Annotated in this window: 13 protein-coding genes; 9 read left to right on the top strand and 4 right to left on the bottom strand. The window is 51.7% G+C overall.

The annotated features are described in order from the left end of the window. The first annotated feature begins 345 nt into the window (after positions 1-345). The 8 genes from trhP (at position 346) to MO867_RS15695 (ending at position 12926) form a co-directional block, all read left to right on the top strand. Positions 346-1665, top strand: a complete 1320-nt coding sequence (gene trhP, locus MO867_RS15730; RefSeq protein WP_252470818.1) for a prephenate-dependent tRNA uridine(34) hydroxylase TrhP — start codon at positions 346-348, stop codon at positions 1663-1665. Positions 1666-2199: 534 nt separating this feature from the next. Continuing rightward, positions 2200-5922, top strand: coding sequence for a nitrate reductase subunit alpha (locus MO867_RS15725; protein WP_252470816.1), 3723 nt, complete (start codon positions 2200-2202; stop codon positions 5920-5922). A gap of 102 nt (positions 5923-6024) precedes the next feature. Beyond that, a complete protein-coding gene (narH, locus tag MO867_RS15720) occupies positions 6025-7548 on the top strand; it encodes a nitrate reductase subunit beta (RefSeq protein WP_252470814.1) in 1524 nt (507 codons plus the stop codon). Beyond that, the gene (gene narJ / locus MO867_RS15715; RefSeq protein ID WP_252470812.1) at positions 7548-8240 is read left to right on the top strand and encodes a nitrate reductase molybdenum cofactor assembly chaperone; all 693 of its coding nucleotides are present in this window, start codon (positions 7548-7550) and stop codon (positions 8238-8240) included. The genes narH and narJ overlap by 1 nt, the downstream gene beginning before the upstream one ends. Positions 8241-8283: 43 nt before the next feature. Beyond that, the gene (narI, locus tag MO867_RS15710; protein WP_252470810.1) at positions 8284-9039 is read left to right on the top strand and encodes a respiratory nitrate reductase subunit gamma; all 756 of its coding nucleotides are present in this window, start codon (positions 8284-8286) and stop codon (positions 9037-9039) included. 9 nt (positions 9040-9048) lie between these two features. After that, entirely contained in the window at positions 9049-10002 is a 954-nt protein-coding gene (locus MO867_RS15705; protein WP_252470808.1) for a peptidylprolyl isomerase, read from the top strand. After that, entirely contained in the window at positions 9999-10205 is a 207-nt protein-coding gene (locus tag MO867_RS15700; RefSeq protein ID WP_252470806.1) for a hypothetical protein, read from the top strand. The genes MO867_RS15705 and MO867_RS15700 overlap by 4 nt, the downstream gene beginning before the upstream one ends. Positions 10206-10229: 24 nt before the next feature. Beyond that, on the top strand, positions 10230-12926 hold the full coding sequence (locus MO867_RS15695; protein WP_252470804.1) for a nitrate/nitrite transporter: 2697 nt from the start codon (positions 10230-10232) through the stop codon (positions 12924-12926). A 75-nt stretch (positions 12927-13001) separates the two neighbouring features. On the opposite strand, the gene MO867_RS15690 is transcribed toward MO867_RS15695, so the two are convergent. The 4 genes from MO867_RS15690 to MO867_RS15675 all read right to left on the bottom strand — a co-directional run bounded on the left by MO867_RS15690 (position 13002) and on the right by MO867_RS15675 (position 16128). Further along, positions 13002-13892: a U32 family peptidase gene (locus MO867_RS15690; RefSeq protein WP_252470802.1), complete on the bottom strand. Its 891-nt coding sequence runs from the start codon at positions 13890-13892 to the stop codon at positions 13002-13004. Positions 13893-13902: 10 nt separating this feature from the next. Then, positions 13903-14898 carry a ubiquinone anaerobic biosynthesis protein UbiU gene (gene ubiU, locus MO867_RS15685; RefSeq protein WP_252470800.1) on the bottom strand — a complete coding sequence of 332 codons (996 nt, stop codon included), beginning with the start codon at positions 14896-14898 and terminating at the stop codon, positions 13903-13905. Positions 14899-14900: 2 nt separating this feature from the next. Next, positions 14901-15395 (bottom strand): ubiquinone anaerobic biosynthesis accessory factor UbiT, encoded by a 495-nt coding sequence (gene ubiT, locus MO867_RS15680; RefSeq protein ID WP_252470798.1) that lies wholly within the window; start codon positions 15393-15395, stop codon positions 14901-14903. Positions 15396-15741: 346 nt separating this feature from the next. Next, entirely contained in the window at positions 15742-16128 is a 387-nt protein-coding gene (locus MO867_RS15675; RefSeq protein ID WP_256474098.1) for a putative zinc-binding protein, read from the bottom strand. A gap of 963 nt (positions 16129-17091) precedes the next feature. Between MO867_RS15675 and MO867_RS15670 the strand changes: the two genes are divergently transcribed. After that, on the top strand, positions 17092-18411 hold the full coding sequence (locus MO867_RS15670) for an OprO/OprP family phosphate-selective porin (protein ID WP_252470796.1): 1320 nt from the start codon (positions 17092-17094) through the stop codon (positions 18409-18411). Positions 18412-18883: the final 472 nt, after the last annotated feature.

The following is an 18883-nucleotide window of genomic DNA, read 5'->3' as shown; positions in this document are numbered from 1 at the left end:
AGTCTATCCATAAGGTGCTGATTGAACTTTCGACGTTTCCAGCTAGCAATTGAAAGGCTATCAGCAGGTCTTACAGAATTAATATAAGGTAGGCGGCGCTACTTGGGGCTAGATGTCAATTATTCAATGATACTGATGAGCATAGAGCCCCTCCGCATAAAAGTTTATCACTCCAATGTCAACATCAATTGACCTACATCAATATATACAAACTTAACCCCATTAAAACCACCAAAATACAGAAAAAATAAATACACCTTTGAAGTGTCCCCCTGTGCCATTGGCAGGCGTTTTCTATGCCGGTAATATGCGAACGCGTCCGTCTATTCCACAATGAGTTTTTCCGTGTTTAAACCTGAATTACTGTCCCCCGCAGGGACCCTAAAAAATATGCGATACGCGTTTGCCTATGGGGCGGATGCTGTTTATGCGGGTCAGCCCCGTTACAGCTTGCGGGTACGTAATAACGAGTTCAAAAATATTGAAACCCTCCGCCAGGGTATAGAAGAGGCGCACCAGCAAGGGAAGCAGTTCTACATTGCCTCCAATATTGCTGCCCACAACGATAAAGTACGCAGCTATCTGCGCGATCTGGAAGAGATTGTCGAAATTGGCCCAGATGCTCTGATTATGTCAGATCCTGGCCTGATTATGATGGTGAGGGAACGCTGGCCAGAACTACCCGTACATCTATCGGTACAGGCCAATGCTGTTAACTATGCGACGGTAAAATTCTGGCACCGTCAGGGGCTATCCCGGGTAATACTGTCTCGAGAGCTATCAATCGAAGAAATCGAAGAAATTCGCCAGAAAGTCCCCGAGATGGAGCTGGAGGTCTTTGTACACGGCGCCCTCTGTATCGCTTACTCGGGGCGTTGCTTGCTATCGGGCTATATGACCCACCGGGATGCCAATCAAGGCGCCTGCACCAACTCCTGTCGCTGGCAGTACCAAGCCCATGAAGCCAAAGAAAACGAAGTTGGCGAATTAATTCATGTGCAAACCCAGGGGCCCAACCCAGTCAGTGACGGTAACTCACAGGCCTTCTTGTTGCAGGAACAGGGGCGTCCAGGTGAATATATGCCTGCTTACGAAGATGAGCACGGCACCTATATCATGAATTCCAAAGACCTGCGGGCAGTGCAACACGTGAAGCGCCTTACCGAGATGGGCGTTCACTCCCTAAAGATAGAAGGCCGCACCAAGTCCCACTATTATGTGGCCCGCACTGCACAGATTTACCGTCGCGCTATTGACGATGCTGCTGCAGGCAGGGACTTTGATATGAAGATGATGGATGAGTTAGAAACCCTTTCGAACCGTGGCTATACCGAAGGTTTTTACCGTCGCCACCCACCGGCAGAATACCAGCAGTATGAAAAGGGCTTGGTCTCTACACCGGGCCAGTTATTTGTCGGCGAACTTATTGACGGTAGCCCTAAATATTTAACCATTGATGTCAAAAATCGCTTTGAACTCGGTGATAAAATGGAATTGATGACACCTAGTGGTAGCTTATTTTTCCCGTTAGAACAGATGGAAAATACCGAAGGCAAAGCCGTGGATGTGGCGCCAGGTTCTGGCCATATTGTACAGATCCCACGACCGGCAGGAATTGAGGATAAGCAATTGCAGCAGGCATTACTGGTCAAGGCGCTAGGGTGATAATATCCGCCGCTGTGATAGCCGAGTTGATATTAAGGTGTGGTTACTTTGAAAAATTCAATCGGCTTTTCTTGTTGGCCGCACGCCTTAACTATAAAAAAGATCATGAAATTTCTTCGTGGACCGTGTTTACAAGTGGTTAGGGCTAGTAAGTCATCTATTTCTCAGAACGGCCAAAGAGACTCAATTTTAAAAAGTCAGCTGAATCCTTTAGTAGAACTCAGCGAGTAATTCTATTGAATTAACAGTGGCCACCTCTGAAATCGATAACAGACAGTTTTCACCAGACATCTTTAAGTAACCTTCATTATTCCAGAAAGCCGCTTTAGTCATGGGTGCCATAAAGCATGGCCCTATGTCTTTGCGGAATTTTTTATCAGCCCGCCTATCCCGCACATTCAGAGTGTTTCTACTCAGCTATAGATACCATAAAGAGTTTCAAGAAAAACAATCTTGAAATAGCAAAAGACTCAGCTAGCCTCTAGGCACTAGGCGCAATGCTTATTCTCTTGTGCGCTCATGGATGAACTGCATATGAGTCATTTTCTCGACCGTCTCACCTTCTTTCGCCAACGCACTGAAACCTTTTCTGACGCTCACGGGATTACGACAGGTGAGTCGCAAGACTGGGAGGATGCCTATCGCAAGCGCTGGGCGGCTGACAAAATTGTGCGGTCGACCCACGGGGTTAATTGCACCGGCTCCTGCTCCTGGAAAATCTATGTAAAGGGTGGCATTGTCACCTGGGAGACCCAACAAACTGACTACCCCCGTACCCGACCCGACCTACCCAACCATGAACCGCGGGGCTGTCCACGGGGCGCCAGTTACAGCTGGTATCTTTATTCAGGCACCCGGGTGAAGTACCCGCTGGTAAGAGCTCGGCTGGTTGAGGCATGGCGCAAGGCGCGCAGCTCAAAAGCTCCTGTCGCAGCCTGGCGCGCCACCGTCGAGGATCAGGACACCCGTGAGAGCTGGGTTTCCCGCCGCGGCCGCGGCGGTTTCGTGCGTATTGGCTGGGATGAAGTCAATGAGATTATCGCTGCAGCCAATGCCTATACCATCCATAAATACGGACCCGATCGGGTGGCTGGATTCTCCCCCATCCCCGCTATGTCGATGGTTTCTTATGCCGCCGGCAGTCGCTACTTGTCTCTTATCGGCGGTGTACTGCTGAGCTTTTACGATTGGTACTGTGATCTCCCCCCCTCCTCGCCCCAGACCTGGGGTGAGCAAACCGATGTCCCCGAGAGCGCCGACTGGTACAACTCCGGCTATCTGCTGGTGTGGGGATCAAATGTCCCGCAGACCCGCTCACCGGATGCGCACTTTTATACCGAGGTGCGCTACAAGGGCACCAAAAGCGTGGTGGTTTCTCCGGACTATAGTGAGGCCTGTAAATTTGCCGATCTGTGGCTACACCCCAAACAGGGAACGGATGCCGCCCTAGCGCTGGCACTCGGGCATGTCGTGCTTACCGAGTACTATGTGAAGCGTCAGGTTCCGTATTTTATGGACTATGCCCGGCAATTCACCGATATGCCATTCCTGGTAAAACTAGTAGAGCGCGATGGCCGACTGGTACCAGATCGCCTACTGCGGGCAGCCGACTTTAACGGCGCATTTGGTGAGGACAATAACCCCGATTGGAAGCCGGTTGCTTTCGACGAATCCAGTGGCGATATTGTCTGCCCTAACGGCAGTGCCGGGTTCCGCTGGGGCCAGCAAGGCAAATGGAACCTCGAGGAAAAGGATGGCCAGGGTCGCGATACCAAGCTGGCCTTGAGCCTGGAGAAAATCTCCGATCGCCGAGCAGCCGTTGCATTCCCCTATTTTGGTGCCGACGCCCCCGAAACCTTTGTCGCAACCGGGCACGACACCATCCTGGCACGCACCGTACCGGTAACGACGGTCAAGTTGAAAGATGGCCCCTGCCAGGTGGCTTCCACATTCGATCTGTTTCTTGCCAACTACGGTGTCGATCGCGGATTCGGTGGCGACAATGTAGCGCGAGATTACAATGACGATCTACCTTTCACCCCAGCCTGGGCCGAATCGGTTTGTGGTGTGAAGCGCGATGCCATCATCCATGTTGCACAAGAATTTGCCACCAATGCTGAGGTTACCGAAGGTCGCTCCATGGTAATCCTGGGTGCCGGACTCAATCACTGGTATCACATGGACATGAGTTATCGCGGCATTATTGCGCTGCTGATCATGTGCGGCTGCGTGGGTAAATCGGGCGGTGGTTGGGCACATTATGTCGGGCAGGAAAAACTGCGCCCGCAAACCGGCTGGCTGCCACTGGCATTTGCCCTGGATTGGAATCGCCCGCCGCGCCATATGAATGGCACCTCGTTTTTCTATGCCCACACCAACCAATGGCGTTACGAGTCACTGAAAGTATCCGATATCCTTTCCCCGCTCGCCCCGGAGGGAGACTGGAGCCAGGAGATCATCGACTACAACGTGCGCGCCGAGCGCATGGGCTGGTTGCCATCCGCCCCACAACTGAGCACTAACCCACTACAGGTTGCCAGCCAGCTCATCGAAGCCGGGGAATCCCCGGCAGAAGCTATTCCCAGGAAGTTACAATCCGGCGAATTGGAGTTTGCCTCTGAGGACCCGGACAACCCTCAGAATTGGCCGCGCAATATGTTCTTCTGGCGCTCCAATGTGCTTGGTGCCAGCGGCAAGGGTCATGAATATTTTCTCAAACACTTTATCGGCTCATTGCACGGCGTGGTGGGCGAAGAGAACACCTCCGACGAGGGGCGGCCCTCTGAGGTCAAATGGCACGACAAGGCCCCCGCCGGCAAGCTGGACCTAATGGTCAATATCGATTTCCGCATGTCGACCACCAGCCTCTATAGCGACATAGTGCTGCCTACCGCCACCTGGTACGAAAAACACGACCTCAACACCTCAGATATGCACCCCTTTATCCACCCTCTGACCGCTGCGGTGGACCCGGTTTGGGAGTGTCGCAGTGACTGGGATATTTTCAAAGGTATCGCCAAGAAGTTCTCAGAAATATGTCCGGAGGTGCTCGGCGTTGAGCAGGATCTGGTGATGACGCCCATCCAGCATGACAGCCCCGGTGAGATTGCTCAGCCCTACGAACCCAAGGACTGGAAACGCGGCGAATGCGATCCTGTACCTGGCGTGTCCATGCCCAGTATTGCCCTAGTAGAACGAAATTTTCCCGCCACTTATGAGCGCTTTACGGCTATTGGTCCGGAACTGGAAAAAAAGGGCAATGGAGGCAAGGGGCTCAACTGGAACACCGATACCGAAATTGAAAATCTGGCCAAACTCAACGGCACGATTAAAACGGGCGAATGCGCTGGACGCCCTAAAATCGAAACCGATATCGAGGCCTGTGAAACTATCCTGATGCTGGCACCGGAAACCAACGGTGAAGTCGCGGTAAAGGCGTGGCAGGCGCTGGGCAAAAATACCGGCCGAGACCACGAACACCTGGCAGAGGGTAAGGAAGAAGAAAAAATTCGTTTTCGCGATGTGGTATCGCAACCCCGAAAAATCATTTCCTCACCCACCTGGTCCGGTATCGAGAGCGAACACGTTTCCTACACCTCCAACTGGACCAATGTGCACGAGCTGATTCCCTGGCGCACCATCACCGGACGTCAACAACTGTACCAAGACCATACCTGGATGCGAGCGTTCGGGGAGGGCTTCGTAACCTGGCGGCCACCCATCGATACTCGCTCTGTTAAACAGGTGTTGGGGAAAATCCCCAATGGCAATCCTGAAATCCAGCTCAACATTCTGACCCCCCATCAGAAATGGGGAATTCACTCTACCTATACTGAAAACCTGATCATGCTGAGCCTCAACCGGGGCGGTCCGGTGGTGTGGATCAGTGAGGAAGATGCGCAAAAAGCCGGGATCAGGGATAACGACTGGATCGAGGCTTTCAATATCAATGGCGCTCTGACCGCCCGCGCTGTCGTCTCGCAGCGCATCATGACGGGCTCAGCCATCATGTACCACGCCCAGGAAAAAATCGTTAATACCGTGGGCTCAGAAATTACCAATCAACGCGGCGGTATCCACAATTCAGTCACCCGGATCAATATGAAACCCACTCATATGATCGGCGGCTACTGCCAGCTTGCCTATGGTTTCAATTACTACGGCACCGTCGGCGCCAACCGGGACCAGTTTGTAGTGGTGCGCAAAATGAATGAAATCAATTGGTTTGATAAGGAAGTGCAACCGGCTGCAACTTGAACGGCCGCATTCTTACTACTGCCCGATCACAATAATTATGTGAGTTCTTATGGATTTGGATATTGACGTGCAAGTTCGCCGACAGAAACGCAGGAAGCAGCAATGAAAATCCGCGCCCAGATTGGGATGGTCCTGAATCTCGACAAATGTATAGGCTGCCATACCTGTTCGATTACCTGCAAGAACGTATGGACCAACCGTGAGGGTGTCGAGTACGCCTGGTTTAACAACGTGGAATCCAAGCCGGGGGTCGGCTACCCAAAAGACTGGGAAAACCAGAAGCGTTGGAACGGCGGCTGGATTCGTAAAAAAAATGGCAAACTCCAACCCCGTGCAGGCTCTAAATGGCGTCTGCTATCCAATATTTTTGCCAACCCGGACCTGCCGGAAATTGATGATTTCTATGAGCCCTACACCTTTGAATACGACTGGCTACAGAAAGCCCCGGAACTACAAGCACAACCCTCGGCTAAGCCCCGTTCGCTGGTGACCGGTGATGTTATGACAAAAATCGAATGGAGCGGCAACTGGGAGGATGACCTGGGAGGCGAATTCAGTGCACGCTCAAAGGATTACAATTTCGACGGTGTCGAAAAAGAAATCTACAGCCAGTTCGAGCAGACCTTCCTGATGTACCTGCCCAGGCTTTGTGAGCACTGTCTGAATCCTTCCTGTGTAGCCTCCTGCCCCTCGGGCGCAATTTACAAACGTGAGGAGGACGGCATTGTCCTGATCGACCAGGGCAAGTGCCGCGGCTGGCGTATGTGCGTTTCTGGCTGTCCCTATAAAAAAATCTATTACAACTGGTCCACCGGTAAATCCGAGAAGTGCATTTTCTGCTACCCCAGGATAGAGGCTGGCATGCCCACGGTATGCTCGGAAACCTGTGTCGGTCGCATCCGTTACCTGGGCGTTCTGCTGTACGACGCCGATCGGATCGAGAAAGCCGCTTCCGTAGAAAATGAAAAGGATCTGTACCCGGCACAACGGGATATCTTCCTCAATCCTCACGACCCCGCCATTCAGGAACAAGCCATCCGCGATGGTATCCCCCAAGCATGGTTGGATGCGGCAACCCAATCACCCGTGTACAAAATGGTGATGGACTGGGAGGTGGCTTTCCCCTTACACCCGGAATACCGCACCCTGCCGATGGTCTGGTATATACCGCCGCTTTCGCCAATCCAATCTGCCGCCGAGGCTGGCAAGATCGCCGTGAACCATGGCATGCCGGACGTCAACTCGTTGCGCATCCCTCTACGCTACCTGGCCAACCTGCTCACTGCTGGCGACGAAGCACCAGTAGCCCGCGCGCTGGAACGGATGTTGGCGATGCGCGCCTATATGCGCGCCAAAACGGTAGATGGAATAACCGATGAGAGTATCCCGGAAAGTGTGGGTCTCAGCCGAACAACTATTGAAGACATGTACCGCTATATGGCGCTCGCGGCCTACGAGGATCGCTATGTAATCCCTACCAACCACCGCGAATCCGAAGAAAACGCCTACCACCTGCGCGGCGCTATGGGCTTTAGCTTTACCGAGCCGCACAACGGAAGCACCAAACTCGACCTATTTGGCGGCCCCAAACGTATGCCCGGCAAACGCTATACGGATACTCCCTAATGAAAAGGATATTACGCGCTCTGGCATTGCTACTGGACTACCCCAGTGAATCCCTGAAAGCACACATTGCCGAGATTCGCGAAACGCTGGAAAGCGAAAAGCTACTGTCCAGCACAGACCGCGCCATGCTTGAGCCGTTGCTACGCAGTTTTTTACAGCAGGACCTGCTCGGATTACAAGTGACCTACAGCGATGTGTTCGACAACTCCCGTACCCTTTCCCTGCATTTTTTTGAGCATATTCACGGCGAAAGTCGCGAACGCGGCCAGGCCATGCTCGACCTGGGCGAAGAGTACATCGCGCACGGTTGCTTCCTGCAGCGCGATGAGTTACCAGACTTTATCCCGATTTTCCTGGAGTTTGCTTCCTGCCTGCCAGAAGCCGAAATCCGTGACTGGCTATCACGGCCCGCCCATGTTTTCGCAGCACTGGCAAAGCGCCTCGATGAACGTAAGTCAGCCTATGCAGGGATATTTCACCTATTAATCAGGCTCGCTGGCCAACAGCCCGATGCCCAGGCGGTGCAGGAATTACTGGCGCGAAACCAACAGGCCGCGGAAGCTTCTGTGGATGAAGAATGGGAAGAAAAACCGGTTACTTTTATGACACCTGAACACAAGGTGACAGAGCGAGGCATCATCGCGCGACTGAAAGCCGCCGGCAAACTGATTCTGTCTTCCAGCGATACGTAAAAGAGTTTAGAGAGCCACCTAAGAGATAATTGCGACAGACACCATGCACAGCGTCATCAACTACTTATTGTTTGGCTGGTACCCCTATGTCGCCCTCACTGTACTGGTGTTGGGTAGCATCATCCGCTTCGACAAGGGCCAGTACAGTTGGCGCTCACAGTCGTCTCAGTTCCTGCACCGCAAGCAGATGATGCTGGGTTCCAATCTGCTCCACCTGGGAATCCTAATACTGTTTGTCGGCCACTTTGTTGGCCTGCTGACTCCCATTGGGGTTTTTGATTATTTTGGCGTGAGCCACGGCTTCAAGCAGCTAATGGCACTGATCGTTGGCGGCCTTGCCGGAATAGCCGGATTTATCGGCTGCAGCATTCTGCTGCATCGACGACTTTTTTATGCACGCATCCGCCACAGCTCCTCTGTCGGTGACATCCTGGTTCTCGTTCTGATATGGCTGCAACTGTTTATTGGACTGGCCACTACCATCTGGACCATGGACCACCTGAGCGGCAAGGAAATGGTGTTATTTATGGGCTGGGCCCAGGGCATACTCACGTTTACCCCCTCTGCAGCTGAATTGATTATCAATACTCAGCTCGTCTACAAGATACATATTGTGCTAGGGCTAACACTGTTCCTGATAACCCCCTTCACACGCTTGGTGCACATCTGGAGCGCCCCCTTTGCCTATGTGTTGCGCCCCGGCTACCAAATAGTGAGATCGAGAAAACTGGCTCGTAAGACTACGACACCGATACCCGAATCCACCACACCTCATCCAACAAGCCCAACACCCAAGTAAAGGCTCATCATGAGCAAAGACAACGCCATACAGTATATCGAGCTTCCTGCGACCCCAACCGGGGAAACACCTCATGACCCGGTCTTACCCTCTGCCTGTAAGACCGGCGGTTGTGGCGGCGGCTCGGGGGCAGCACATGCGCCTACACCGATGCCCGCTTTTGCACCGGTGCGAGTCAATGGCGTGGAAATTGCTGCTGAGGAAATTGCACGGGAGATGCAGCACCACCCGGCAGCGGACGGCGAAACTGCCTGGCACCGTGCAGCACGAGCACTGGCTATCAGGGAACTATTACTGCAGGTTACAAGTACCTGCCCACTCGATGAACAGCAGCAAACCATCGCTACTGATCATATCGAGACGGAAGAAGATGTAGAGGTAAGCGCCTTACTGGACCGGGAACTACCACCGCCCTGTGTCACCGAGGAGGAATGCCGGCGCTATTACGCCGGGCATACTCATCGCTTCCTTACGCCAGACTTGTTCGAAGCAGCTCATATCCTGATTGAGCCAATAGAGGACACTGACAGTGGTTGGCTCAAAGCAAAGCAACAGGCGCATGAACTCGCCGGTGAATTAGGCGACGATGCAAGGCACTTTGCCGAAGCCGCCCGTGAATTATCCGGCTGCCCAACGGGCCGGCAGGATGGCTCACTGGGCCAGGTCCGTCGTGGCGAACTGGATCAAGCCGTACAATTGGCTTTGGAAGCGCTGCCGGAGGGGTGTACCGCGAGAGAGCCGGTGCGCAGTCGTTTCGGTTGGCATCTGGTGCGCCTGCATCGCCGTATTAACGGACAGACACTGCCATTCGAGCTAGCCAGGGAGAAGATCCTCGACATGCTGGAAGCGCGCGCCTGGGTCACTTCCGCCTCCAAGTATATTGGTGAACTGGCAAGCGTTGCCCATATCGAGGGCGTACAACTCGATTTAACTGCCTCGATAGATGAGAGCCCTGCCCTATGAGTGAAAAGACTCCCCCCAAGGACTCCCACTTGAACCCAGACCTGCGCGTCGTACGGGATGATACCTATGGCCCGGACCAGGAAGGGCATGACCCGATGGAGTCCGTTTCCGTCAAGCCCGAGAAAAAACGCCTGTGGCCACTGGTATGGGCAATTGTGACCATCGCCTGTGTACTGATTGCTGTTTTTCTATTGATTCCTTAAGCCTCGGGATAGGGAAAATCTATCATGGCTTCATTACCTGCCGCCTCCCGGCCCGACCAGGTTCGGGCACTCAGCTTGAGCACTATCGCCTTTACCGCCTGCTTTGCGGTCTGGACGATTTTTTCGATTATTGGCATCGCGATTAAAGAAGAGCTGGGTATCAGCGAATCTGAATTCGGTCTCCTTATTGCAACGCCAGTCCTCACAGGTTCTGTCACCCGCCTAGTTCTCGGTATATGGACAGAGCGCTATGGCGGTCGTCTTGTTTTCGCGCTGCAAATGCTACTCACCGCCCTTTCCACCTGGCTGCTGACATTCGCCTCCACCTATCCCATGTACCTGCTGGCAGCACTGGGCATTGGCCTTGCCGGGGGCTCTTTTATCATTGGCGTCACCTATGTTGCGAGCTGGTTTGAACCCGAGCGCCAGGGCACTGCACTGGGTATTTTCGGGGCTGGCAATGTGGGAGCAGCAGTCACCAAATTTGTAGCGCCCTTTATCCTGGTAGCCTTCGGCTGGCATATGGTGGCCTATATCTGGGCTGCAGCGTTGGCGCTGATGGCGATCGCGTTCTATATACTCGCCAAAGATGACCCGCAATGGGTGGCCCAGAAGGAATCTGGCAAACCGGTTCCCTCATTTGCGGAGCAGTTCAAGCCTCTGGAAGATATTCGTGTATGGCGGTTTTCGCTGTATTACTTCTTTGTCTTCGGCGGCTTTGTCGCCTTGGCACTGTGGATGCCCAACTACCTGATCGAAGTGTACGGAGTGGATGTGCGCACTGCGGGCATTTCTGCCGCAACCTTCTCTTTATCGGCATCACTATTTAGAGCTTATGGCGGGCACCTGTCTGACCGCCATGGTGCGCGAACCGTAATGTACTGGACATTTGGCTTCTCGCTGCTTCTCCTACTGATGCTGTCTTACCCGCCGACCCAATACATTATCGCCACTAAAAATGGGCCTCTCACTTTCAGCACCCAAATGGACCTCTGGCCATTTGTGGGGGTGTTGTTCGTGCTGGGTTTCTTTATGAGCCTGGGCAAAGCGGCGACCTATAAGCACATTCCTGAATATTACCCTCGGCATATCGGCTCTGTCGGTGGACTGGTGGGTATGATCGGAGGGCTGGGCGGCTTTGTACTACCGATTTTTTTTGGTGTCACACTGGATTTGACAGGCATTTACACCAGTTGCTTCGCAATTCTTTTTGCCCTGGTGGTATTCGCGTTGGTGTGGATGCACTTATCAATCCAGGCGGAGGAAAAGCGTCCAGAGCAGGCTGATGAAATAGAAGAATTGCGTCCAACCAAGGAAGAGGCCAGCAAAGACCGGGTGCTTGAAGACTGGAACCCGGAAGATAAGGAATTCTGGGAAACCCGTGGCCGCGCCATCGCCCGGCAAAACTTGTGGATCTCAATCCCGGCATTGCTGCTGGCATTTGCGGTGTGGATGGTCTGGTCAGTCGTGGTGGCACGCCTGCCCGCTATCGGCTTTGACTTCAGCTCCTCCCAGCTATTCTGGCTGGCTGCCCTGCCCGGCCTGTCCGGGGCCACACTGAGAATATTTTACAGCTTTATGGTGCCCATCTTTGGTGGGCGCCTATGGACGGCCGTATCGACGGCATCACTGCTGGTGCCATCGATTGGCATGGGCTACGCCGTACAGGACCCGACTACCCCCTTTCTGATCTTCTTGGTGCTGGCCCTGCTGTGTGGTTTAGGGGGAGGCAACTTCGCCTCCTCAATGGCAAATATTGCTTTCTTCTTCCCCAAAAAGGAAAAGGGCCATGCCCTGGCATTAAATGCCGGGCTCGGAAACCTGGGGGTGTCGGTGATGCAATTCCTGGTGCCGCTGGTCATTACTGCCAGCATTTTTGGCGCCGTGGGAGGGAATCCACAGCAAGCTGACGATGGCACCCTACTGTGGGTGCAGAATGCGGGCTTTATCTGGGTTCCGCTGATTATTGCCGCAACGGCAGCGGCCTGGTTGGGCATGCATGATATAGCGGATGCAAAATCCAGCTTCGGGGAACAGGCCGTTATATTCAAGCGCAAACACAACTGGCTGATGTGCATTCTGTATACCGGCACGTTTGGCAGTTTTATTGGTTACTCCGCCGGATTCCCGCTGCTGACACGGCTGCAGTTTCCAGAAGTCAACGCACTGCAACTGGTATTCCTGGGTCCACTGGTGGGTGCCCTCAGCCGCGCCGGCAGTGGCTGGTTGGCGGACAAATACGGCGGCGCCAGGGTCACTTTCTGGACCTTTGTCGGGATGATCATTGCGGTATTGGGAGTGATTTATTTCATTGCCAATAGTGAAATGGGAGGCGCCTTCTGGGGCTTCTTCGCCTGCTTTATGGCACTGTTCTTCCTCACTGGAGTGGGCAATGCCTCTACATTCCAGATGATCCCGGTGATTATGGGCAAAGAAATTCCGCGTCTTATGCCCAGCCTGGGCAATGAGGAACAGAAGCGTCAGGTTGACCGTGAGAGCGCTGCCATTATTGCCTTTACCAGTGCGATTGCGGCTTATGGCGCATTTTTTATACCCAAAGCATACGGCTCATCAATAGAGATTACCGGGGGTCCCTCAGCCGCATTGTGGGCATTCCTTATCTTTTACATTATTTGCCTGGTTATCACCTGGAGCTTCTATTCCGCTCGCCACGGCTTGCTTTACGATGTGGAGCGCGGCTCCAACAATAATCAGAAGTAACGATGCCCAACAGAACCGAGAGATTACCAATAATTGGCAATCTCTCGGTGCCTAACCCAGCACCCAACTCATACATCATTCCGACGTAGCAATACCACTGCGGGCAATCAATTCAAGGCCGGGGCGATCACACCAATAGCCATCGACTCCCGGCGGCAATAGCTGTGGGTCCAAATCGTCGCGCCGGGCGCGATCGAAAGCATCAATTATCGGAGCCATCTGTTGCCACTGCGGCGACAGACGCAGGATATCGATCCCCCTTTCACATAGCTGTGGGTAATGAGACAACAGATTGACCGCTTCCCCAGACAGCGTCTGAATACCGTTAATCACGAACAACTCTTCCCCCTCCTGGGATGCCAGCGGCAAACCATGGGGATATTCCATACAGCGATAAGCACAATTATCTTTGTCGAGTCCGTGGTGGCGGGCGGTGAAGCAGCGCGCCGAATAGGCCAGAGGCATATGGCCGTAGGCAAACACTTCTACTTCAGGTTTTTTCTCACAAGCATTAAGCACGCCAGACAATTGCTGGGAACCCATTTCCACCGGCACAGTCCAGCGCACCATACCCATCGACATCAAATGTTCCACTGCCTTGTGATTGTAAATATTGACTGCCGGCCCGCAGGTAAATGGCAGGCGAGCTTCGGATAACAGCTGCACTGCCGACATATCGTTGGCCTCAACCAACCAATTACCGTTATCGCAGATTTTCCGCACCCAGTTGAGGTCGGCATTAGATTCCAGCAGCGTCAGTGTTGACAGGACTATCTGCTTGTCGGTCGCCTCCGCCAGTATCCGGGCACGCTCCAGCCAATCCGCCGCCCGCAACTCATGTCTCTTACCGCACACCACTTCTCCCAGGTAAATGATATCCAGCGGTGTCGATAACATTGCTTCATAGAAGTGATTGATATCGTTACGCCGCCAGTAGTATTGCGCTGGTCCCAGAGCTAGCTGCATCTTGTGTCCTCTACTGCCAGGGGCGATCATAAGCGCCCAGCGTTGTTTGCTTGCCTTCTGAATTTTTTGCCAGCGTCTCTTGCCAGCGATCCTTTACCAGGAAATCATCACCGTGCTGCAGCACCTGATCAATTGCCTCACGCCAGGTACGCACCACCTGTGAGACATAGGCGGGGCTTCGCTGCCTGCCCTCCAACTTAATGGCCTTGATACCGGCCGCTTTGAGTTCCGGCAGCAGCGCCATACTATTCAAACTTGTCGGCTCCTCAAGCGCGTGCTGGCGCTTTCCATCGACGATAAACCTGCCCTTGCACAGAGTTGGATAGCCGGCATTTTCATGGTCGGCGAATCGATCGATCAGGACTCCGTTTAATCTTGTCTCCAGTTCATTTGCTACTTTCCGCCACTCCACCGCCTTGGCCGGGGAGCAAACCCCATTCTTATTGGGCGACTCACCGGTAATATAGGAACTCAGATGGCAGCGCCCCTCAGCCATAATGCAGAGGCTGCCGAAGCCGAAGACTTCCAGCTCCACACAGCTCGCGGCAGTCAGCTGCTGAACCTGCTTCAGTGACAACACCCTGGGTAATACTGCCCGGCGAATACCAAATTGCTGTCGATAGAATTCTAGTGCTGGCGCGCTGGTAGCTGATGCCTGCACCGACAGGTGGAGTGCCAAATCAGGGTGCCTTCTTTGCGCATACCCCATAAGACCGATATCCGCCAGAATTACAGCGTCAGCATTGAGGCCCGCCGCGCGATCCACTGCTGCCTGCCAGCGCGTGAAGCTGTCCGGCTTCGCATAGGTATTGATAGCCACATACAGTTTTCTGCCACGGTTGCGGATACGCTCCAGAGCGCGCAGTGCATTCTTATCGTTGAAGTTGAGGCCTCCAAAATTCCGCGCATTGGTTTCGTCGCTAAAGCCGATATAAACCGCATCCGCACCATTGTCGATTGCGGCCTCCAGTGCCGGAAGGCTTCCGGCCGGGCATACAAGTTCCATAGTTATTCCCTATATTTCGGAGTAATCACCGCTAATTCAGCGGCAATCACTTCCAGCCAGCGCAGAGCCCACTGCGGTATACGACTGCGATCAAAAGCATCCAGACGATTTTTCACCGTCAAGCCGATTTCGGTCTGGCCACCGAGGCATAATCTGCGTTGGAAAAAAAGCGTGTCCGGATCCTCACGTCCACTGGCGATGGCAAGAAAATCGGCGAAATTGGCTGAGATAGTCGAGTCGGCCTCGACATCTGCCAGCGCGCGCACGAAGGCCGCATCGCGCTTACTCACCCGAAGGCGAATCTGCAGATCTGTAACATTGACTTCCAGTACCTGATTATCGAGAAAATCGAACAGCCCATCGTGAAGCTCTTCTGACAACCGCGTATTGAGCAGTTTGATAAATGCCACCTCACCCGGCCAGCTGGGCAACAGAGGCAATATTTTGCAGCCGAATCGATAGCCAAGTTGTGAAATTGATCTTTTGACAGCCAGCATTTCCCCTCCAAATCCGATAAAAAGTTACCTTTCAGCTCCAGCCTCATCGTATATTGCGGAGTGCGCTGGAGCGCGCTATACGTCATTGTGGAAAGTGTTTCTCTCTCTGCTCTATGCAGGCGGCAATGTTCGATATTTGAGTTATTATCGACTTGGAAGTAAGCTCCGCGCCTTAAAGCACACTATGGATTAATCCCTATACGTTCATAATCGAAGTTCATACTTTATACCGCCCCAAGACATAGCAATTCTTTCCTCTGTTTTTAGTATTTCTACAGTACTCTCTGCCATACGGTGAAGTGTCACCATCAGCAGTTAACAACCTTAATGGCCGAAATCACCAACTTCACGGCTCCGTAATGGTGGCCAGACGAGGAATCACCACGGTATTCCAAGTGTGTTCTATTTCATCTTCAGACGGGTCTGCATGCATTTTTTTTCGGACCCCTTCTCTGGACAGATCTATATGTACCTCAGGCTCAATACTCTGACGCCGCAGGCAGTTGAGAGCACAGTGTAATGGACAGCCATCCAAAACAATTTTTTTACGCCCGGATTTGGCGGTCTTGAGCAGAGCCTCCACATCGCCCCCCACACCAGCCACACAGGACATTTCTGCGCGCCTATTACGATCGAGCTTCACTGCAAGCCTATTCGCTAACTGCGCAGCGCTGGAGCACCCGGAACATGCATATACCAAAGGCAACTCCCGGTAACCTATTCTAGTATTCATTACCGATTTTCCTTCCCTAAATTCGAAGTCGGACATCTGTCATCGGGTAAGTAATATTTCGAGGCAATATCCTTGGCTCGTGCTCGGTGATGGGTCTATTATTCGGCAAGAGGCTGCTACCCTTTTAAAATTACAAACAGTTGAAAACTCTTTTAACATTCTATTAGGTGACCTTAATTAATATATATTTCCACTCAGGTAGCACTTCACAGGAGTATTTATTGAACAATACACCTCTGCAGCCATCAGCAATCCCTGAATGCATCTCACCCAAACCCAGAGATAGCTTGTGCTCTACCCATGACATAGAAATATAATTGGAGCCTTGATGCAGCAGAAGAATATAAGAGAACTCTCAAAGAGGGTCACCTACCCAAAATGGGTAGATGTGAAATATTTACTCACAAATTGGTAGAAAAACACCATGGAGGCCATCGCAGTATTTGACTACATTCAATCGTTGGCGGGAATCACCAAAAAAAATAATGAGTTCGGAGATTTTCACATTACCATCAAATTTTTTATGGGTAATACCTATTAAGCACTTATGGCTCGGACAGAAAAAATATTCACATAATTTGCAGAACTAATTTGACCAGCCCACACTACTCATCACATCTACATTCAATCTCTCACTGTATCCACACACCTCCCAGCTTGATGATCACGCCCCTGATATTACCACTGGCACATTCAAGAATAACGTGATCATAAAGCAATCACCCATTAATTCACTCCGCCCAAGCAATCTACTGAAACACTTAATTAAGGTATTGAAACCACCAGCATCCTAATGCCAACAAACTGCTTATGTTAAAAACACGCCCACCGCTTTCCAACTGCCTTACCTCTTTATCAGGGCTTAGATCAACTACCACTTTGTGGTTTACGTATCTGTAACTGACTACTACACTGCTGCGACACAATCTGATTAATAATGGCAACCATAACAGAGAGCGTGACATGAAACGCTACGGCCTGCAATTAGCCTTAGCCAGCATTATCTTATCCAACCCCACCATCGCCGATATAGCCGAAACAAGCGGCGGATTAAAAATCATCTCTGAGGACGGGAATTTTTATGCTGAACTCGGCGGCATTATCTTCTTTGACGGCTATATTTTTGACAAAGATGACAGGTTTTACTCTGAACTAGATGAAGATTATTTTATTTTTCGGGATATAGATGAGCCCGTAAACACCACAGACTTCCGTGCAGTACGCTTGATAATGAAAGGAAGGCTGTGGAATTGGGAATACAAGCTGGAACGCGACTTCTCCACCCCCGGAACCGCCGGGCTTTTGGATGTCTATTTAAACACTGAAATCTTTAACGGCAAATTTATCACAGGAAATTATAAACCCAGCAGATCTCTTGGTGAACTTATCGGTCAGAACGATATCCTAATGATGGAGCGACCTTTTGCCTCAGATGGAATTTATTTTGGTCGAGTCAGACAACAGGGGCTAGGCTGGCATACTCATTGGTGCTGTCATACTTTTGGCATTGATGTATTTAACCTGCGCAATCCTGGTGCCCCACGCAATTCAGGTATCGGTCTCGCATCAAGATTTACCTGGGCTCCTATCAATGACCCAATCAGCACGCTTCACCTTGGCGCATCGCTGAGCTACGAAAATCCCAATAGGTTCACCCTTCCTCGCACCGCTTTTGTCGAATACTCCGGCCGCAGGGGCCTCGGCCAGTTAATTGCCCTAAGCCCTGGAGGTGATGATCTTTTCTTTGGAGAATTTGGCGATGAGGAATTTTATCTCGGCAGCCCTGAAGGGAAGGTACATTTTACAGGATTAGAGCTGGCCGGAACCTATGGACCGTTTTATCTCCAATCAGAATATGCATTTGGTAATTTTTCTGGCGATTATTTTCTCTCCGAACTCACTTTTGAAGAACTATTTGGCGCCCCACCTGAATTTCTGTGTGACCCCTTCTTCGGTTGCTTTATAGGGGATCAGGATGTTCGAACTTGGTATATCACGGGTAGCTGGGCAGTAACCGGTGAACATAAACCATACAATGAAAAAAGAGGCGTTTTTAAATCTATAAAACCTATTCCACCTGCAGGTGCTCTCGAGATAACCGCCCGGTTTCAGTCCATCGAGAACAAGGACATATATAACATGAAGGCCAGCAACTTCGTATTTGGATTTAACTATTATTTCAACCCTAAAGTACGCGTGATGTTAAATGTGACTTTAGGAAACAATAGATTCCTTGATGATAGGACCAACCAATTCGCTATTCGCATACATGGCTTTTGGTAACCAAAAACTGTAGCAGCCCCTTTTTTAGCATGACACTCCAAAGGAATATCTGGCCAGTTAATACTCTTACCATAACACCACCAATCCTTGGGCCGATTACTTAAGTAAGACGAGATCAATTAGGGATTACTAACACTGACTTGGCATCAGCAGCTAGCCTAGCATCAAACATCCCCCTCGCCAATAAGGAAATATAACCTATCAATTTAACGTTTCACCACCAGTATGCAGAATCTCAGCCGGCCACCGGGTAGCTGTAAGGTGAGCAATATGATTGACTATTCTAACCTTCAGCTATTCATCGCAAGCAACCAACAGTCCATCTGATTTAAATGTAATTTCAGGCTGTATTTATCAGCCTACCCTCTTATGATTTTTCGCTAGAAAGCTAAAAATATATTCCAGGGCGCGTTTTAGGGTACCAATACTTCGGACAGTTTTAGGGGGCGAAATAGGTAGGAACCACGGCCAG

It is taken from the genome of Microbulbifer okhotskensis (assembly GCF_023895975.1).
Taxonomy (GTDB): domain Bacteria; phylum Pseudomonadota; class Gammaproteobacteria; order Pseudomonadales; family Cellvibrionaceae; genus Microbulbifer; species Microbulbifer okhotskensis.
Note: the sequence above shows the minus strand (reverse complement) of the source record. Positions and strands in the feature narration are given on the sequence as shown.